This window comes from Citrobacter sp. L55 (assembly GCF_002850715.1).
GTDB lineage: Bacteria > Pseudomonadota > Gammaproteobacteria > Enterobacterales > Enterobacteriaceae > Citrobacter > Citrobacter braakii.
Window position 1 is genome coordinate 112,106 of sequence record NZ_KZ559411.1, and the last position, 18,831, is coordinate 130,936.

The following is an 18,831-nucleotide window of genomic DNA, read 5'->3' on the forward strand; positions in this document are numbered from 1 at the left end:
TCGTTTAGCCTCCCCGGCAGGGTTGCAGAATATCATCTGCCGCCTGATATTTCTGTGTTTGCACGCCTGTTAATCCCAGCAGGGTTGAGAAGAAATTATCCTGTGAGAAGTCCTCTGAGCCTGCCCGTTTTTGCAAACATGTCTGAGAGACTTGATAGCGTTGCTGATAATCCTCTGAGAGCCACAGCAGCATCGGCACATGTTTTTGCGTTTCTGGCGCAATCGAATACGGCAGGCCGTGTAAATAGATGCCATTTTCCCCTAAGGATTCACCGTGATCGGAAAGGTAGACCAGGCTGGTGGTGAAATTGTCCTGATGCTCTTTCAGTATATTGATTGCTTTATCAACAATATAGTCGACGTAAAGAATGGTGTTGTCATAGGTATTGACCAACTGTTGCTGTGAACAAGTCTGGATTTCGTTGGTGTCACAGGTTGGCGTAAATTTCTTGAACTGCGCAGGATAGCGGTTGTAATAGGTCGGACCGTGGCTGCCGATGGTGTGCAGCACAATCACGCCGTCGCCTTGCAGGTTATTAATGTACTCTTCCAGCCCGTGGAACAGCACGTCATCGTAGCATTCCCCGTCAATACACTGCCCTGGCAGGTTCAGCTTAGTCATATTCTGGTGCGGTACCCGGTCGCATGCCCCTTTGCAGCCGCCGTCGTTATCGTTCCACAGAACGTTAATTCCCGTCCGCTGAATAATGTCGAGCACGCCTTCCTGATGCTGCGCCAGTTCTTCAGCGTAGTGCGCGCGTGGCATTCCCGAGAACATGCAGGGGACAGATACTGCCGTTGCCGTTCCGCAGGATGTGGTGCGGGGGAAATAGACCACATCATCTTTTTCCAGCAACGGGTTGGTCTGGCGCGAATAGCCTGACAGCGAGAAGTTATCGCCGCGTGAGGTCTCGCCGAGCACCACAATCGTCAGGTTCTTACGCTTTTCTTTCATCATCAACGGATTGCGATGGGCGTCTTCGCCAATGCGCACCAGCGGCAGGTGGGCCAGTCTTTGGTGTGAATACCAGGAAGAGGTCGCCACAATGCTGTTGGATGGGCTGAGGGATTTCACCAGTTCTTTATTGTTGCGAAACAGTGAGGCGTAATCTTTGTAGAAGAACGCGGCGACCAGCACGATCAGCAGCGCGGAGATCAGAATATTCGCGCCACGGAACAGTACGCTGCGCATGGCCGGGGCGATCGGTTTGATTCTTACCCAGCAGGCAATGAGCGCGGCGAGAATGCCGCTTACTCCGAGCGTGATGAGCATTTGCGGCGTCAGCAAAGCAAAGGTTTCGGCGGGTGTGGTGTCCATCATATTGGCGATCATCGAGCGGTCAATGATGATGCCGTAGGTCATGATGAAATATTGGGCCGATGCGCCAACCAGAATGAAAACGCAGGCCACCAGGCGATTAAGCCACAGGAATGAGGCCAGCGTCAGCACAATGTTCATGACGCTGAAAGCGACGACCGGCATCGACAAAAACACCAGCACGTTACGCACGGAATCCAGGGGCAGTTCTTGCAGCACTTGTTTATAGAACGCAATGTTCAGGAAAGTCGCAAGATAAAATGAGATCAGGAGAAGCCAGCTGATTAGCCCGAGAGTGGGTCTTTTAAACAGGTGCTTTAACATTAAGGGGGTTCCATCGACTAAGTGCTACAAATCCTCTCAAAGTAAAATTAAGCCAACCTTAAGTTCTTAATGTTGATTTCAGGAATCGCGGGGGGGCGGCGTTGGCCCGATGGCCTTACGCCATCGGGCAACGACGACTGTTTGCGTTAGTTATTGTTTACCGGGGCATCCAATGGATATGGGTTTTTATGGATCCGATTGTAGTTCAGTGCATACAGCGCGGTGATGATCATCAGTGTGACGAATGACCACATCACCTCTTTGGCACCGGAACCGACAACGGCCCAAATGCAGTAAACAAAAGCGATAAAGGTCACCAGTAAGTACATCGGACGCGCTTTACCAAAGTGACCATGGCCGAGCAGCAGCAGCGCGGCGCAGGTGTACAGATACGGCACCAGCGTGAAGATAACGGAGACCGAAGAGACCAGACCAAACTCTTTCGCAGCGTTTGGCGACATGCTGCTGAACTGGAAGATGGTCATCAGAACGCCGACGATAATTAACCCGGCTACCGGCGTACCGGCTTTGTTAACGCGGGCAAAAATCGGTGGGAACAGGCCGTCATCGGCTGCCGCTTTGGCGGTTTGCCCGGCCAGCAGCGTCCAGCCGCCCAAGGAACCAAGGCACCCGGCCGCAGCACAGAAGGAGACAATCGCCCCAGCGGTGTCACCCAGCGCCATGCGTGCGGCATCACCGAACGGGGAGGCTGAAACACGCAGCGCCGCGTTAGGGATCATACCCATAATCGCCGTGGTGGAGAGCACATAGCAAACGGCGGCAATCAGCACGCCGCCCATGGTGGCGATAGGCACGTTACGTTTGGGATTTTTAACCACACCTGCCGCGACGGAGGCGCTTTCCACGCCGATAAATGACCACAAGGTTACGTTCAGAGTGCTTTGAATCGCACCGAAGGTGTTCATGCCGCTGACGTTCCATGCCGCCATATAGGTTTCACCCCGGAACCAGAACCAGCCGAAGACGGCAATACCGACAATTGGCACCAGCGCCAGTACCGTTGCGACGGCCTGTACACGGGTGATCATTTTTGGTCCGACAATGTTCAGCAATACGAAGATCCACAGTACCACGACGCAGGTCAACGTCAGGACCAGCGGATCTTTTAAGATGGGGAAGAAGTAGCTCAGGTAACCGACGCCAATAACCACCATGGCGATGTTACCAATCCAGCAAGCCAGCCAGTACAGGACGTTGGTCTGGTAGCCCAAAAAAGGACCGAAACAGCGGCGGGCATAAGCGTAAGAACCACCGGGACTGGAGTCTAAGGACGACATTTTCGCGTACACCATCGACAGCGCCAAAGCACCGATAATAGTGACCAACCATCCGTAGATTGCAATCCCGCCAGTTGACGCAAGGTTTGCGGGTAGCAGGAATACACCGGAACCCATAATATTCCCCGACACCATAAGGGTGACGGGGATTAAGCCCACTTTGTGAGCATCAGCATCCGTCGACATATTTAGTAACTCCTGATAAGGATAAATGACGTCTTATCATACCTCTTCAGAAGACTATTTTATGATGGCGGACTGGGGGTATCGCTAATGCTGATATTATTATGGCTTATCGCTAACTGATTAAAAATCAGGCAGCGGATGGCTCCCTATGTTGACTGACGTAATGCAGAGGCGTCATCCCATAGAACTCTTTGAATACGGAAATAAAGTACGAGGTACTGTTATATCCGCACAGTTGAGAGACCTGGGAAATGTTTTTGCCGTCCATCAATAATTGATTGACGGCATAACGCATGCGACACGTGGTAATTATTTGGCTGTAACTTGTATTTTCACTTTTGAGCTTTTTCTTTAACAAACTGGGGCTCAGGCATAAGCAACTGGCAACCATGCTTAAATTCCAGTCTTTATGTATATCGCTCTCAATAATGTGATAAACGCTGTCGCTGATACGACTGCGTAGTATATGCATGAGCAGAGAAATAAACTTTTTGCTGCCGAGAAAGCGTGATAATACCGTGAACAGTAGCGAGCGCGTGCGCACACTTTCACCTTCGTCCATTGTGTCCATTACGCTATATTGGGCAGCCACCCGGAAGACATCCGGCGTCAGACAGACGGCGGTCATCACTGGGTTGGCACTGCGTTGCCAGAGTGGGATCTGTGAAAGGTCTTTATTTAAAAAACGTAGATAGTCTTTAATGATATCACGGCTGATATGTACGACCAGTGCGTTATTAAGTGATGAGAAATCGATAATATTATTATCGCATGCTACCAGCGCCATATGATTAGCTTTTAAGCTGATGGCTTCTTTACCGTTAATCCTTAACCAAACATCCTTCTCCGTTAATACAACAACACAAGCTGCTCTGCTGCAAACCCTCATACCCAAACTCCAGGAATATGAACATAAAACACCGTAGCTCACCATCAGATGAACCATATCGGCTAAATTGAAATTGTATGATGAATCCAGGACCGCATTAAAATAACGTGTCTGAAATTAATTACAATGTTTGGTGGGATTTTTCTTATGTACACTTTTTTTTACGCAAGTGGAAACGTGATATTTGCGTATAAAAAAAGCGCGGGGTGGTCCCGCGCAAAAAGGTATGACAATGTTATTGTTTTGCAGCAATACTCAGGAATTACTCAAGCATGACATGTCTACCTTAAAAATCGGACTATCTATAAAATGACATTATGCTTTCACGCACATGACGTGATATACACCGTCAATAATTTCCGTTCCTTCGGTTTCATGTTCAAATCCAGGGAAGTGGTGGTCCCAGGACTGCAACGAACGTAGATAACTAATCTGCGGGCTATTGGCGTCGCCAAAGTTTTCCCCGGACAGCAGCATTGGAATTCCCGGTGGGTAAGGAATCACGGAATTCGCAGCTATACGACCCGGCAGATTTTCAATGGCCACCATCTCAACGTTATCGCTGACTATCGCGTTATAGGCTTCACGCGGGGTGATTTCAGCAACAGGCAGGCCGGAGTAGGCCGCGTTGAGTCGGCTGCCAGGGTTGTTCTCTTTCAGCCAGGCAAACATGGTGTCGCCCAGATCGTGAATGCCCATGTTGGCGTAAGTGTCAGGATGTTCCTCAACCAGTTCTGGCATCACCTGCGCCAGCGGTGTATTGGCATCGTAATGGTGTTTGAATGAGCACAGGGTATTGATCAGCGTGCCCCATTTCCCACGGGTAATCCCCATTGAGAACAGGAACATAATCTGGAAATCGGTGGTACGGGTCGGCACGATACCGTGGCGGCCAAGCCAGGCGGTGACCAGCGCTGCCGGTACGCCGCTCTCTTCCAGTTCGCCATCATCGCCCATCCCCGGCGCCAGAATACTGACTTTGATTGGGTCCAGCATGCTCCAGTTATCCGGCAGGTCTTTAAACCCGTGCCAGGATTCACCCGGACGCATCACCCAGCAGTTCTGGTCAGTGGTCAGGAGTTGGGTTGGCGCATCGGCAAAGTCATAGGTTTTGCCGGTTTGCGGGTCAGTTACCACTTCTTTGTTCCACGGTTTGAAGAACCAGTCGCCTTCGGCGGAAAATTCTTTGTACAAACGCGCCATGGCCTGACGGAAATCGACCGCTTCGTCGATCACTTCCTGAGTGAGCGACAGACCGCTGTTGCCGTCCATCATGGAGACCGCCACGTCGTTTGATGCGCAGATGGCATACAGCGGAGAGGTGGTGGCGTGCATCATGTACGCCTGGTTAAAGCGGGAGAAGTTCACGGCCCCGCGACCTTCACGGACGTGAATGTAAGACGCCTGAGAGAGCGCGTTCAGCAGTTTGTGGGTCGAGTGGGTCGCAAAAACGGTAGGACCGTTATGATCGCCCGGCGCGCCACGCATAGCGTAGTGATCGGCATAAATTGGGTTAAAGCGGGCATAGCCGTACCAGGCCTCATCGAAGTGGATGCGATCGCTGGTTTGCGCGAGCAGGTCCTGGGCCTCTTTGGCGTTGTAGCAAACACCGTCATAAGTACAGTTGGTCACAACGCTGTAAGACGGTTTTTGCCCGGCCTTGCCCTTGGTCAGCGGGCTTTCGCTGATTTTTTTCTGCAATGTTTCAGGTTGCATTTCTTGCGGGTAGATAGGGCCGATAATGCCGTACCGGTTGCGACTTGGCACCATGTACACCGGTTTTGCGCCGGTGAGGATCAACCCCTGCTCGATAGATTTGTGGCAGTTACGATCCAGCACCACGACGTCGTTGTCGGTCATACAAGCCTGCATGATGGTGCGGTTAGAGCCGGAAGTCCCGACCACTACGGACCAGGAGCGGTCAGCGCCAAACACGCGGGCGGCATATTTTTCGCTCTCGCCAAATGCGCCGGTATGATCCAGCAGTGAGCCGAGCGATGCGCGTTCAATACCCATGTCGCTACGGAATAAGTTTTCACCGTAGTAATCATGGTAAAAACGACCCGCCGGCGTTTTGGTAAATCCGACACCGCCCTGGTGACCAGGCGCCGCCCAGGAGTATTCATGGATGTCGCCGTACTTCATCAGCGCGCTGAACAGTGGCGGCAGAAGCTGCTGGCGGTAACGGGTCATCGCCGCAACGGCACGTCCGGCAATAAAGTCTGCGGTATCTTCCATAATCCAGGCGAATTCATCGACAAGCTCCAGCAGGTCGCGATCCAGCGATGCGGTGGCTTTTTCGCGATCGCCCAGCAGGAAAACGGGAACGTTTTGCTGGCGCTCGTGGAGCTTGCCGATCAATTGCCTGACGTTCAGGTGCTCGTCTTGTTGTTCCATTTGATAGCTGAACATCAGGCAATCAATGGCTTCATTAGCGGCGAGGATTGCGTAACCATCGTCGAATGAGGTGGACTTAATGACGGTAACATTTTGGCGGCTTAATGCGTCAGCCAGACGTTCGACAGCGCTACCGACCCAGGTGTCCTGATGCAGAAACTCACTTTCAACAATTAATACTTTCATCATCTTTTACCCGGTTGTGGAAAGGTTGCAATTTATGGATTGCAGACACACCGTATGAATGTGACGCAGGCAAGTATTATCCTGACAAAATGGGCTGTAAAGCGGGTGATAAATAGTCTGATTTGTGTTTAATTTGTTTTTAAACAAATGGTTATGTTTGCTTATTGGCGATTTTTCACCGCTGTTTATCGACAGGGGGAATATTTTTTTGGCTGATACTGATATCGGCGAACGATAGGGATCGTAGGCTGGAGTAACGCCGGTGGTTTCTGGCTGCTCAGCCAGCCATTGTTTGCCGGCGCTGCTGGCTCAGTTTGCGGTACTGCTGCGGCGACATGCCGACAAACTTGCTGAAGGTGTCATAAAAACGGCTGCTGGATCGGAATCCGGCGGTCAACGCGACGTCAAGAATGGTTTTATCGGTATCGCTAAGCAATGCGCGGACGTGATTGATCCGCATTGCGGTGATGTACTGCTTCATGGTGAGTTGCATCACGCGCTGGAAAATCCCCATCGCGTAGTTAGCGTTGAGCTTCACGTGTTCCGCGACGTCGTTGATAGTGAGCACCTGATCGTAGTTATCGGCAATAAAACTCAGCATCTGGCTTACGTAAAACTGGGCGTGCCGCGAAACGCTGTTTTTGTGCGTCCGCGAAGTTTTATTGACCAGGATTGGCTGCCAGCCGGAAAGGCTAAACCGCTTGAGCATCAGACCAATTTCATCAATGGCGAGCTGGCGAATTTGCTCGTTCGGGTTGCTCAGCTCCTGTTGCCAGCGCTGAACTTCAAAGGTGCTTAGCTGCTGCGACGCCAGCGATTTGATGACCATGCCATGGGTAACGTGGTTGATCATTTCGCGATCCAGCGGCCAGGAAAGGAAAAGGTGCATCGGTAAATTGAAGATAGCCATGCTTTGGCAACTGCCCGGACGCGTGAGCTGATGCGGCGTACAGGCCCAGAAAAGCGTAATGTGTCCCTGTTTTATCTGCACCACTTCGTTGTTGATGAGGTACTCAACGTCGCCATCAAACGGCACATTAATCTCCACCTGCCCATGCCAGTGGCTGGCAGGCATAGCATGCGGTGAGCGCAGCTCAATCTCCATCCGTTGATATTCTGAGTACAGCGACAATGGGCTGCGGGTTTGCTCTTCATCGCTGCTGCACATGTGCGGATCGGGGGGAAGAGGCGATGTCGGTAATGTACTCATGCTTGCTCCATTTCCTGAATTATCAGAATCATGTCATTTGCTGCGCATTAAGGCTGAGAATCAGGACACAAATCGGACCGATATCATTGAGCATAGTGAGATTTTGGGGCCGCATACTCTGCTTTTTGTGCAATTTTGTCCCATAAACTCAGATCCAGTATGGGGCAAAGAGGCGATCTGAGTTTATGGGAATGCTCGCCAGGGAAGTCGGAAGTTTTCATCTATGCGCTGTGCCACCATGACTGTGTTCACTAATGTTCTGGAGAGTCATGATGTCTGCACCCAAAATTACCTTTATCGGCGCCGGTTCCACGATTTTCGTCAAAAATATCCTCGGGGACGTCTTTCATCGCGATGCGCTGAAATCTGCGCATATCGCCTTGATGGACGTCAATCCTACTCGGCTGGAAGAGTCACACATTGTGGTGCGTAAGTTGATGGACTCAGCGGGCGCGTCCGGGCGTATCACCTGCTATACCGATCAAAAAGCGGCATTGCAGGATGCTGATTTTGTGGTGGTCGCTTTCCAGATTGGTGGCTATGAACCTTGTACCGTTACCGATTTTGCGGTGTGTAAACGTCATGGTCTGGAGCAGACGATTGCCGATACGTTGGGGCCAGGCGGTATTATGCGCGCGCTGCGCACCATCCCGCATTTATGGCAGATTTGTGAGGATATGACCGAAGTCTGCCCGCAGGCCACGATGCTTAACTACGTTAACCCGATGGCGATGAACACCTGGGCAATGTATGCGCGCTATCCGCATATTAAGCAGGTTGGATTGTGTCACTCGGTGCAAGGGACTGCGGAGGAGCTGGCCCGCGATTTGAACATCGACCCGGCCTCTTTGCGCTATCGCTGCGCCGGGATCAACCATATGGCGTTTTATCTGGAACTTGAGCGTAAAACGGCTGACGGTGCTTATGTAAATCTCTATCCGGAGCTGCTGGCGGCCTATGAATCTGGTCAGGCGCCGAAACCGAATCTTCACGGTAATACCCGTTGTCAGAACATTGTGCGCTATGAAATGTTCAAAAAGCTGGGCTATTTCGTCACTGAGTCGTCGGAGCATTTCGCGGAATATACGCCGTGGTTTATCAAACCAGGGCGTGAGGATCTGATTGAGCGCTATAAGGTTCCACTGGATGAGTATCCAAAACGCTGTGTGGAACAGCTGGCGAACTGGAACAAAGAGCTGGAAGAGTACAAAACGGCGGCGCGGATCGAGATTAAACCGTCACGTGAATATGCCAGCACTATCATGAACGCTATCTGGACCGGCGAACCGAGCGTGGTGTATGGCAACGTTCGCAATGACCATCTGATTGATAACCTGCCGCAAGGCTGTTGCGTGGAGGTGGCTTGCCTGGTCGATGCGAATGGTATCCAGCCAACGAAGGTGGGTACTCTCCCGTCACATTTGGCGGCCATGATGCAAACCAATATCAATGTTCAGACCCTGCTAACGGAAGCCATTCTGACGGAAAATCGCGATCGCGTTTATCACGCGGCGATGATGGATCCGCATACCGCCGCGGTATTGGGGATTGAGGAGATTTATGCGTTGGTGGACGACCTGATCGCGTCTCATGGCGACTGGCTGCCGGCCTGGTTACACCGTTAACACACCATTACGCCGGGCAGAGCATCCGGCGTTTAACCTCTGACGTTTCCTCTAACAGAAGGCGGGCGCTGGTAACGGCGACCCGATACCCTATGAGCATCTCTCTGAAAACAAAACTCAGTTACGGATTTGGAGCGTTTGGTAAGGATTTCGCTATCGGTATTGTGTACATGTACCTGATGTATTACTACACCGACGTGGTGGGATTATCGGTGGGGCTGGTCGGAACGTTGTTCCTGGCGGCAAGGGTCTGGGATGCGGTAAACGATCCCATCATGGGCTGGATTGTGAACGCCACCCGGTCGCGGTGGGGAAAATTTAAACCCTGGATCTTACTCGGTACGCTGGCGAACTCATTGGTGCTGTTTTTGCTTTTTAGCGCACATTTGTTTGAGGGCACTGCGCAAGTCGTATTTGTCTGCGTGACGTATATATTATGGGGAATGACCTACACCATTATGGATATTCCATTCTGGTCGCTGGTGCCAACTATTACGCTGGATAAACGCGAGCGTGAACAACTGGTGCCGTTCCCTCGTTTCTTCGCAAGCCTGGCTGGGTTTGTCACCGCGGGGGTGACGCTGCCCTTTGTGAGCTATGTTGGCGGGGCCGATCGCGGCTTTGGTTTCCAGATGTTTACGCTGGTGCTGATTGCATTCTTTATCGTTTCTACCGTTGTTACGCTGCGTAATGTGCATGAGGTTTATTCGTCAGATAGCGAGGCAACGGCGGACAGCAGTCGTCTTGGGCTGAAAGCGATCGTTGGGCTCATCTATAAAAACGACCAGTTATCCTGCCTGCTAGGCATGGCGCTGGCTTACAATATTGCCGCCAATATCATTGCTGGCTTTGCCATTTACTATTTTACTTATGTGATTGGCGATGCAAGCCTCTTCCCGTACTACATGTCTTACGCAGGAGCGGCAAACCTGCTGACGCTGATTTTCTTTCCTCGATTGGTAAAAGCGTTGTCACGACGGATCCTGTGGGCTGGGGCATCAGTGCTGCCGGTGCTCAGCTGTATCGTGTTGCTGGTGATGGCGTTAGCCGGTTTTCATAACATCTTACTCATTGTTAGTGCTGGTATTTTACTGAATATTGGTTCGGCGCTTTTCTGGGTGTTGCAGGTCATTATGGTGGCGGATACCGTTGATTACGGCGAATACAAACTGAATGTACGTTGTGAAAGTATCGCTTATTCAGTGCAGACGATGGTGGTAAAAGGAGGGTCAGCATTTGCCGCTTTCTTTATCGCAGTGATACTTGGGGTGATTAATTACGCGCCGAATGTCGCGCAGTCTGCAGAAACCATTGTTGGTATGCAATTCATTATGATCGCGCTACCAGCACTCTTTTTTGTGGTGACCTTAGTCCTTTACTTCCGCTTTTACCGACTGAACGGCGACACGCTGCGCAGGGTCCAGATTCATTTGTTGGATAAGTACCGTAAGGTGCCGCAGCAGCATGAGCAACCGGATATCCCGGCTATTGCGATAGTCACCCCAGGTGATGTGAAGGCGTAGCTATGGAATGGCATTCGTGGATTGGGTATTTGGCGGCTAGCCTGACGACGCTCTCATTCTTACCGCAAGCGATTAAGGTCATTACCACCCGCAACACGCAGGGTATCTCCGGTTTAATGTATGTAATGTTTGTGTGTGGGCTGGTGTTGTGGCTGATTTATGGATTATTGATTGAAGATACTGCCGTCAGCATGGCGAACTTTCTGACACTCCTGTTCGCCTTGCCGATTCTGGTTATCAAGTCTCGCAACGGGTAGGGCAGATTGCCGGATAAGCGTCAGCGCTATCCGGCAGTTTTTAACTGTCTGTTGTGCCAGCCCGCTAACCCGAGCACCGTGGTTAGCGCACCGAGCAGGGCGCAGAACATATCCGACTGGGTATCCCACGGGTCGCCCTGCGTCCCGAGAAAATCATCCGCTCCCTGACCCATCGCCAGCGCCGCCCACCATTCGATCAGCTCATACATCGCGCTAATCGCCAGCGCCACGCAGCAGACCAAAAATGCCAGCATTTTGCGGCCACGAACTATATTACCGCGCACTAAAATCTCTCTTGCCGTCAGGGCGGGCACCAGACCCTGGAAGAAGTGACCCAGCTTGTCATAGGGGTTACGACTGAGATCCAGCCACTCCTGAACCTGAAAACCGACAGGGACTTTAGCGTAGGTATACATACCGCCGACCATCAGAATGATGGCGTGCAAGAAAATGAGCGTGTAGAGCAATGGCGTCAGCGGGTAGCGCTTCACGGTCGCCAGCAACAGTGGGACGACAATAATGACCGGCGTAACTTCCATCAGCCAGGTGATTTTCTCCGTGGTAGAGACACCGGTGTAGATAAGTATTAGCGCCAGGAGCAGCGCGCCAGAGTGCAAGATTGTGGAGTTCAGTGTGCGGAGCATGGCGAATTCACAAGTAATGGAAAAGGTTACTATTCCCTGTGAGCGGCAAAAATTCAACGCCAGTAAATGGGGGGATAAAGTTGGCCCGGGGGGATCACTGGACTGACGCCAAAAATCTGTTGTCAGTCCAGTGCCGGGCCGAATGGGTTACTTCGCGCAGTTAGCGCATTGTTTGCTGACGATTTGCTGGAAGAAATCGTTGCCTTTGTCATCGACCAGAATGAAAGCCGGGAAATCTTCGACTTCAATTTTCCAGATAGCTTCCATACCCAGCTCAGGGTATTCCACGCATTCCAGATGTTTAATACTCTGCTGCGCAAGTACCGCAGCCGGGCCACCAATGCTACCTAAATAGAAGCCGCCGTGTTTATGGCAGGCATCTGTCACCTGCTGGCTACGGTTACCTTTTGCCAGCATGATCATGCTGCCGCCGTGAGACTGTAGCAGGTCAACATAGGAGTCCATACGACCCGCAGTGGTTGGTCCTAAAGAGCCGGACGGATAACCCGCAGGTGTTTTGGCCGGGCCCGCGTAGTAGATAGGGTGATCTTTCACGTACTGCGGCAGACCTTCGCCGGACTCAATACGTTCTTTTAGCTTCGCGTGGGCAATATCGCGACCGACAATGATGGTGCCGCTCAGCGACAGACGGGTAGAAACCGGATACTGAGAAAGCTGAGCGAGGATCTCTTTCATTGGGCGGTTAAGGTCAACTTTAACCACTTCACCTTCGCCTGCCTGGCGCAGCGACTCCGGAATGTACTGGGCTGGGTTATGTTCCAGTTTTTCGATCCAGATCCCTTCGCGGTTAATCTTGGCCTTGATGTTACGGTCTGCGGAGCAAGACACACCCATACCAACCGGGCAGGATGCGCCGTGGCGAGGCAGGCGGATCACGCGGATATCGTGCGCGAAGTATTTCCCGCCAAACTGGGCGCCGAGGCCGAGTTTCTGCGCTTCTTCCAGCAGTTCCTGTTCCAGTTGCAGATCGCGGAACGCCTGGCCGTGCGCATTACCTTCAGTCGGCAGTGCGTCATAGTAGTGTGTGCTGGCCAGCTTCACCGTTTTCAGGGTGCTTTCCGCTGACGTGCCGCCAATGACGAATGCAATGTGGTACGGCGGGCATGCTGCGGTACCCAGCGTGCGCATTTTCTCAACCAGGAAGTTTTTCAGTTTGCCGGGGGTGAGCAGCGCTTTGGTTTCCTGATACAGATAGGTTTTGTTCGCTGAACCGCCGCCTTTGGCCACGCACAGGAATTTGTATTCGTCACCATCCACGCTGTACAGGTCGATTTGTGCGGGCAGGTTGGTGCCGGTATTCACTTCTTTGTACATATCCAGCGCCGCGTTTTGCGAGTAGCGCAGGTTATCTTCAATATAGGTATTAAATACGCCCTTGGAGAGTGCCGCTTCGTCGCCGCCACCGGTCCAGACGCGCTGACCTTTTTTACCCATGATAATTGCCGTACCGGTGTCCTGGCAGGTTGGCAATACGCCTTTAGCAGCGATTTCGGAGTTTCTCAGGAACTGCAGCGCTACGTATTTATCGTTTTCGCTGGCTTCGGGATCATGGAGAATTGAGGCGACTTGCTGTTGGTGTTCAGGGCGGAGCATGAAGGAGGCATCGTGGAAGGCTTGTTGGGCCAGTAGCGTAAGTGCTTCAGGGGCTACTTTCAGGATTGTTTCGCCTTCAAACTCGCCGACGCTGACGTGATCGGAGGTCAGCAGGTAGTACTCAGTTTTGTCTTCCCCCAGTGGGAAAGTCGCCTGATAAGTGAATTCAACTTTTGACATTTGCTTCCAGCCTTTTCATTTTTCTCAGGAATTTTAAAATTCTCTGTGTCTTGACGGTGGCGTGCCGTACCAAAGCGGACAGCACGCGCACTGTAATTACAGGAAACCGTACATTGCGGCGAAGATCCAACCAAAGACACAGGATACGCTCACGCCGATCAACCCAGGTAGAATGAAGCTGTGGTTGATAACGAAACGGCCAATGTGGGTGGTGCCGGAACGGTCAAACTGAATAGCCGCCAGATCGCTCGGGTAAGTCGGCAGAATGTAGTAACCGTAACATGCCGGAGCGGAAGCAACGATGTACGCTGGATCAACCCCAATTGCCAGTGCGACCGGAACAATCGCCGCCAGCGCCGCAGCCTGGGAGTTTACAAATTTGGAAACCAACAGCAGAACAATTGCATAGGCCCACGGATACTCTTTCACCATATTGCCCAGCACACCTTCGATTTCCGTCATGTGCGCGCCGAACATTGTTTCGGCCATCCAGGCAATACCGTACACCGCCACAATCGCGATCATACCGGAACGGAAGACTTCGTTTTTAGATATTGAAGCGGGATTGGTCTTCGTCAGGATAATAATCAGCGCACCGGTCAGCAGCATGAACATTTGGATAACCAGTACCATTGACAGCGGTTTGCCGCTGAAGGTAGGGCGCAGCTCAGAGAACGCGCCGAGCACGGCAACAACGGCGATAGCGGCAAGGAAGATCCACATGGCCAGCCAGTTGCTTTTCGGCAGCTTTTTGTCTAACAGTGTGGCGGTATCGCCATAAACGTAGTTGTGGTTTTCAGGGACGGAAATAAACTTCTGGAACTCTTCATCTTTATCCAGATCTTTACCGCGGAACCAACTGAAGATACCGATCGCCAGGATACCCAACAGGGTAGACGGGATAGTGATGCTGAGCAGGTCGAGGAATTCAAGATGCTTGCCTTCAAACGTTACGTTACCCAGCATTGCGACCAGTGATACAACGGCCACGGACACCGGGCTGGCGATAATCCCCATCTGCGCACCGATAGAACTCGCCGCCATCGGACGTTCCGGGCGAATATTGTTCTTAATGGCAACGTCATAAATGATTGGCAGGATGGTGTAGACCACGTGGCCTGTACCGCAGAGAATCGTCAGGGTGCAGGTAACGAACGGGGCGACGATGGAAACGTATTTTGGGTTACGGCGCAGCAGCTTTTCAGCGATTTGCAGCATAACGTCAAGGCCGCCGGAGGCTTGCAAGGTTGCTGATGCGGCCACCACGGCAATAATAACCAGCATTACATCTACAGGTGGTTTACCCGGCTGGAGATGGAAAACGAAAACCAGAATGACCAGGCCGATACCGCCTAATAAACCCAGCGCGATACCGCCCTTTCTGGCACCATAAAACAAACATATTAATATTATAAGAAGTTGTATACTAAATAACATTTTATTTACCCTCGCGAAAAAACCAGTCAATTTTTTGAAAAATGGATCTGTGCCACATTCTTTTTTGCCGGAATAGGCATCAAAAAATGGTCAGTATTCGATATGTCCGTATTTGCGATTAATGTTCAAATGTCTTGCTAGAATGTTTTTTTAACGTTATGGCGATATTTAGCTTTTTTCTGTGGCTTTGATCAGAGGAGAGAATCCTCAGGCGATGGGAAGCAGAGCTGGACATGGAGAGCTGCGGTTGACGCTGTAATTTATCTGTTTTGCGTTTTCCGCTATTTCGTGAACCACCGACAGAATGGGTGAGTAGGTTATTTGTGTGATCACGCTCACGCCATTTCATAATGTGATGAGGTTGGCGTGCGGATACTTTTATTTGCTCACAAAAATGTACGGTGTCCATGGTACGTAGCATGGTCTCCATTGCTACCAGTCTAGATTTTGTATGTCTGGTTAATTTCAGACTAATCCTTTATGGGTAAAAATACACACTCTGCGAGCTAGATAATACTTAATTAACTTTTGTTAGCGATTTTGAAATTAAAAACAGTGTGACGTTAATCAATATTAAAATAATACATTTAACATGCTGGATACAAATATATTTGATCTAACGCAAATTTATAATTCTGCAACATGATTCAGAAAAGAAGGGATTTTTCATTATTTTAATAATTGTTACTTTCAAATAACAAATAATCCCAAATTGTTTTTATTGGCAATATTGTTTTAGTAATGAGTAATGTTCAGCCTGAACGCGGTAACGATAGACCGGTCTACCGGTTACGCCATAATGGATGCTGGTAAATAGGATGTGACAATTGACGAGCCAGATAAGATATTTACGGCAAGAAACGCGCGAGATATTGACCTCGTTGGCCAGTTCATCGGTGGAGAATTCCTGATCCTGATGCTCATCAATCCACTGGCACAGCGTGCGTAACGTTTGTGGCGTTAATCCTTTAGGTAAGCGCCGCGCTTCCTGTTCATTGGAGGAGCTGCCGTGAATCAACTGGTCAAGCTCAGACTGTTCATAGTACTGATGCTTTTCCATCTCGGTTTTCTTTTGTAGCCAGCCGGTCAGCGCCTCTTCAAAACGGGACGCCTGGAACGGTTTGATCAGGTAGTCAACGACACCATAGTGGAGAGAGTCTTTGATGGTGGTCGCGTCAGCGGCGGAAGAGATGACAATGACATCACACTTGCAACCTTCGCTGTGCAATACGGGCAACAGATCCAGACCGTTTTCTTTTTGCATATAAATATCAAGCAAAATCAAATCGATATGATTACCGCTATGAAAGATTATCTCTTTTGCTTTCTCCAGCGTGGAGGCTGTGCCGCAGCAATGAAAACCGGAGAGTTGCGCGACATAACGGCGGTTTAATTCCGCTACCATTGCATCGTCATCGACAATTAAGACATTGATCATCTGCTGGCCCTCTCACCATTCCACGGTAACTGTACAAAAAATTGGGTGAAGATCCCAGGTTCTGACTCGACGGAAATATTGCCGCCAACGTTTTCAACCTGTTGTTTAACAAGCGCTAAACCAACGCCCCGTTCGGTTCCTTTTGACGAAACGCCCTTCTCAAAGATGTGCTCAATGTGTTCGGGGGCAATCCCCGGACCATCGTCATTCACTTCGCAATGCAACCAGCCGTGTCGATAATGCAAGGATACGCTGATCTCGCCACCAGGTTCTTGACCTAGCGCCTCCAGGGCGTTTTCAATCAAATTCCCCAGAACGGTAATCAGCACAGCCACCTGATCTTCGTTGCTGTTTTCCGGCAACTGGCTTTCATTGCTGATCACCAGGCTATGGCCTAAATCAGATGTGCGATTAATCTTACTGAGTAAAAATCCTGCGATCACCGGGGATTTTATTTTTCCTAACAGTGAGCCAATCTCTTCCTGATAACTGTTCGCGGTCTTCAGGATGTAATTTTCAAGCTGCTTATAACTTTTCAGATGCAATAATCCCAGAATCACGTGCAATTTATTCATGAATTCGTGGGATCGTTCACGAAGAGCGTCGGCATAGTTGACCATGCCGTCCAGTCGTTGCATTAATTTTCGGACTTCAGTCTTATCTCTGAATGTTGAAATGGCCCCGATGATTTTACCGTTGCTGAGTACCGGAACCGTGTTAATTAAGAGTAGCCGATCCTTCACCATGATCTCTTCATCGCGACGCGGCGTTCCGTCATGCAGTACCTGTGAAAAATCGACCACTTTTGACCATGCGTGGCTGAGCGTGGAGAGCTGGGCATCGTCTTGCGATTTGTGGTAATCCAGCAGCTCTTGTGCCGCCTGGTTTATCAGCGTCACTTCACCGTACTCGTCAACGGCAATGACGCCTTCCTTTATAGAGTGCAGCATCGCCTGGCGTTGTTCGAACAGATTGGAGATTTCATAAGGCTCCAGACCAAACAGAATACGCTTGAGGACTTTGACAAATACCCATGTGCCAAGCAGCCCAACCAGCACGCCAAATAAGATGGACCAAAAGATGCTGCCACGACTGTTATTGATCTGCTCAGTCACCCTGCTTAGCTCAAGGCCGATCGACACGACACCTATCTGCCGGTGATGCTCGTCATAAATAGGGGTAAATACGCGCAGGGCTTGCGCCAGAAATCCGCGATTAATGGCGACATTCTCTTTCCCTTGCAGGGCCAGCAAAATGTCATCGCCTTTAAACGGCTGACCGATTCGCTGCGCTTCGGGATGGGAGTAACGAATGCTTTGCATATTGGTGACGACGATGAACAAAAAATCGTTGCTCTTATTCACCGCCTGGGCAATCGCCTGAATACCGCTTTCCTCGGGCTTTTTCATTAGCCCCTGGCGGATCTCCGGGGAGTTTGCCAGCGTTCGTGCGACCGCAAGCGCTTTCCCCGCTAATGCATCGCGCGTCATGTTGCTGATTTGCGAGAAATAAATCAGATGAACGACAAGCAGTACGGAGAAGAGTACCGCACTGACCATGAGGATCACGGTAGTGCCGAGCTTCATCGGGCGTTTGCGTATAGCAGTACGTTGCAGAGAGTGTCTCATCACGGTCCTGGAATCACGGTTTGTATGGGTATTATCGCCTGATGGGATGCGTAATTCAAAGGTGGTAGGAATGATGGGGCATGGGCTGCCTGGGCTTTTCTTCTATATATAACGTAGAGCGAGTCTATTGTTATATAGAGATTTCCTTATCTGCTTTCACTTCTTTTAGGGAGGCTGACCACTATTTTGCTTACGATTGTGGATAACTCTGTGTGTAAATGGGTATAAGGCGGGGTTTTGCTGTGGAATGCAGCGGTCAGTCATTTTTCTGCAATTTAAGGGTTGCGGGCCGCAGGAAACTCCCTATAATGCGCCTCCATCGACACGGCGGATGTGAATCACTTCACACAAACAGCCGGTTCGGTTGAAGAGAAAAACCTGAAAATGAGGGTTGACTCTGAAAGAGGAAAGCGTAATATACGCCACCTCGCGACAGAGCGCTAAAGCGCGTCGCAACTGCTCTTTAACAATTTATCAGACAATCTGTGTGGGCACTCGAAGATACGGATTCTTAACGTCGCAAGACGAAAAATGAATACCAAGTCTCTGAGTGAACACGTAATTCATTACGAAGTTTAATTCACGAGCATCAAACTTAAATTGAAGAGTTTGATCATGGCTCAGATTGAACGCTGGCGGCAGGCCTAACACATGCAAGTCGAACGGTAGCACAGAGG

At 50.6% G+C, this 18,831-nt stretch carries 14 protein-coding genes and 1 rRNA gene; 4 read left to right on the top strand and 11 right to left on the bottom strand.

The features are described 5' to 3' along the window. Positions 1-4: 4 nt before the first annotated feature. The 5 genes from eptA to melR form a co-directional block, all read right to left on the bottom strand. Entirely contained in the window at positions 5-1,642 is a 1,638-nt protein-coding gene (gene eptA / locus B9P82_RS21220) for a phosphoethanolamine transferase EptA (protein WP_101700881.1), read from the bottom strand. Positions 1,643-1,788: 146 nt separating this feature from the next. After that, positions 1,789-3,126, bottom strand: coding sequence for an arginine/agmatine antiporter (gene adiC, locus B9P82_RS21225; RefSeq protein WP_016155410.1), 1,338 nt, complete (start codon positions 3,124-3,126; stop codon positions 1,789-1,791). 127 nt (positions 3,127-3,253) lie between these two features. Next, the gene (locus B9P82_RS21230) at positions 3,254-4,015 is read right to left on the bottom strand and encodes an AraC family transcriptional regulator (RefSeq protein WP_016155411.1); all 762 of its coding nucleotides are present in this window, start codon (positions 4,013-4,015) and stop codon (positions 3,254-3,256) included. Positions 4,016-4,330: 315 nt separating this feature from the next. After that, a complete protein-coding gene (adiA, locus tag B9P82_RS21235) occupies positions 4,331-6,598 on the bottom strand; it encodes an arginine decarboxylase (protein WP_016155412.1) in 2,268 nt (755 codons plus the stop codon). Between the two features lie 277 nt (positions 6,599-6,875). After that, positions 6,876-7,808 (bottom strand): transcriptional regulator MelR, encoded by a 933-nt coding sequence (gene melR / locus B9P82_RS21240; protein WP_101700882.1) that lies wholly within the window; start codon positions 7,806-7,808, stop codon positions 6,876-6,878. 269 nt (positions 7,809-8,077) lie between these two features. Here melR and melA point away from each other — a divergent pair, with 269 nt between their 5' ends. The 3 genes from melA (at position 8,078) to B9P82_RS21255 (ending at position 11,213) form a co-directional block, all read left to right on the top strand. Continuing rightward, complete coding sequence (gene melA, locus B9P82_RS21245) at positions 8,078-9,433, top strand: alpha-galactosidase (RefSeq protein ID WP_049259806.1); 1,356 nt, start codon at positions 8,078-8,080, stop codon at positions 9,431-9,433. A 92-nt stretch (positions 9,434-9,525) separates the two neighbouring features. Then, complete coding sequence (melB, locus tag B9P82_RS21250; RefSeq protein ID WP_101700883.1) at positions 9,526-10,956, top strand: melibiose:sodium transporter MelB; 1,431 nt, start codon at positions 9,526-9,528, stop codon at positions 10,954-10,956. A gap of 2 nt (positions 10,957-10,958) precedes the next feature. Next, positions 10,959-11,213, top strand: coding sequence for a SemiSWEET transporter (locus tag B9P82_RS21255; protein ID WP_016155416.1), 255 nt, complete (start codon positions 10,959-10,961; stop codon positions 11,211-11,213). A gap of 26 nt (positions 11,214-11,239) precedes the next feature. On the opposite strand, the gene B9P82_RS21260 is transcribed toward B9P82_RS21255, so the two are convergent. The 6 genes from B9P82_RS21260 to B9P82_RS21280 all read right to left on the bottom strand — a co-directional run bounded on the left by B9P82_RS21260 (position 11,240) and on the right by B9P82_RS21280 (position 18,154). Beyond that, entirely contained in the window at positions 11,240-11,857 is a 618-nt protein-coding gene (locus B9P82_RS21260; protein WP_101700884.1) for a DUF2238 domain-containing protein, read from the bottom strand. Positions 11,858-12,004: 147 nt separating this feature from the next. Then, positions 12,005-13,651 carry a class I fumarate hydratase FumA gene (gene fumA, locus B9P82_RS21265; RefSeq protein ID WP_101700885.1) on the bottom strand — a complete coding sequence of 549 codons (1,647 nt, stop codon included), beginning with the start codon at positions 13,649-13,651 and terminating at the stop codon, positions 12,005-12,007. A 96-nt stretch (positions 13,652-13,747) separates the two neighbouring features. Beyond that, complete coding sequence (gene dcuB / locus B9P82_RS21270) at positions 13,748-15,088, bottom strand: anaerobic C4-dicarboxylate transporter DcuB (protein ID WP_003031873.1); 1,341 nt, start codon at positions 15,086-15,088, stop codon at positions 13,748-13,750. A 118-nt stretch (positions 15,089-15,206) separates the two neighbouring features. Continuing rightward, the gene (locus tag B9P82_RS28320) at positions 15,207-15,509 is read right to left on the bottom strand and encodes a hypothetical protein (protein ID WP_131341598.1); all 303 of its coding nucleotides are present in this window, start codon (positions 15,507-15,509) and stop codon (positions 15,207-15,209) included. Positions 15,510-15,806: 297 nt separating this feature from the next. Beyond that, a complete protein-coding gene (gene dcuR, locus B9P82_RS21275) occupies positions 15,807-16,526 on the bottom strand; it encodes a two-component system response regulator DcuR (RefSeq protein ID WP_016155419.1) in 720 nt (239 codons plus the stop codon). Continuing rightward, positions 16,523-18,154, bottom strand: coding sequence for a sensor histidine kinase (locus B9P82_RS21280; protein ID WP_101700886.1), 1,632 nt, complete (start codon positions 18,152-18,154; stop codon positions 16,523-16,525). Before B9P82_RS21280 ends, dcuR begins: the two co-directional genes overlap by 4 nt. A gap of 597 nt (positions 18,155-18,751) precedes the next feature. On the opposite strand from B9P82_RS21280, the gene B9P82_RS21290 reads away from it, so the two are divergent. After that, a 16S ribosomal RNA gene (locus B9P82_RS21290) occupies positions 18,752-18,831 on the top strand; the annotation flags it as partial.

Excerpts from the sequence above, each read along its gene's own strand:
- adiC (WP_016155410.1), bottom strand. The coding sequence starts at position 3,126 with ATGTCGACGGATGCTGATGCTCACAAAGTGGGCTTAATCCCCGTCACC.
- melA (WP_049259806.1), top strand. The coding sequence starts at position 8,078 with ATGATGTCTGCACCCAAAATTACCTTTATCGGCGCCGGTTCCACGATT.
- eptA (WP_101700881.1), bottom strand. The coding sequence starts at position 1,642 with ATGTTAAAGCACCTGTTTAAAAGACCCACTCTCGGGCTAATCAGCTGG.
- melB (WP_101700883.1), top strand. The coding sequence starts at position 9,526 with ATGAGCATCTCTCTGAAAACAAAACTCAGTTACGGATTTGGAGCGTTT.
- B9P82_RS21280 (WP_101700886.1), bottom strand. The coding sequence starts at position 18,154 with ATGAGACACTCTCTGCAACGTACTGCTATACGCAAACGCCCGATGAAG.
- B9P82_RS21230 (WP_016155411.1), bottom strand. The coding sequence starts at position 4,015 with ATGAGGGTTTGCAGCAGAGCAGCTTGTGTTGTTGTATTAACGGAGAAG.
- dcuB (WP_003031873.1), bottom strand. The coding sequence starts at position 15,088 with ATGTTATTTAGTATACAACTTCTTATAATATTAATATGTTTGTTTTAT.
- B9P82_RS28320 (WP_131341598.1), bottom strand. The coding sequence starts at position 15,509 with ATGCTACGTACCATGGACACCGTACATTTTTGTGAGCAAATAAAAGTA.
- dcuR (WP_016155419.1), bottom strand. The coding sequence starts at position 16,526 with ATGATCAATGTCTTAATTGTCGATGACGATGCAATGGTAGCGGAATTA.
- adiA (WP_016155412.1), bottom strand. The coding sequence starts at position 6,598 with ATGAAAGTATTAATTGTTGAAAGTGAGTTTCTGCATCAGGACACCTGG.
- melR (WP_101700882.1), bottom strand. The coding sequence starts at position 7,808 with ATGAGTACATTACCGACATCGCCTCTTCCCCCCGATCCGCACATGTGC.
- B9P82_RS21255 (WP_016155416.1), top strand. The coding sequence starts at position 10,959 with ATGGAATGGCATTCGTGGATTGGGTATTTGGCGGCTAGCCTGACGACG.
- fumA (WP_101700885.1), bottom strand. The coding sequence starts at position 13,651 with ATGTCAAAAGTTGAATTCACTTATCAGGCGACTTTCCCACTGGGGGAA.
- B9P82_RS21260 (WP_101700884.1), bottom strand. The coding sequence starts at position 11,857 with ATGCTCCGCACACTGAACTCCACAATCTTGCACTCTGGCGCGCTGCTC.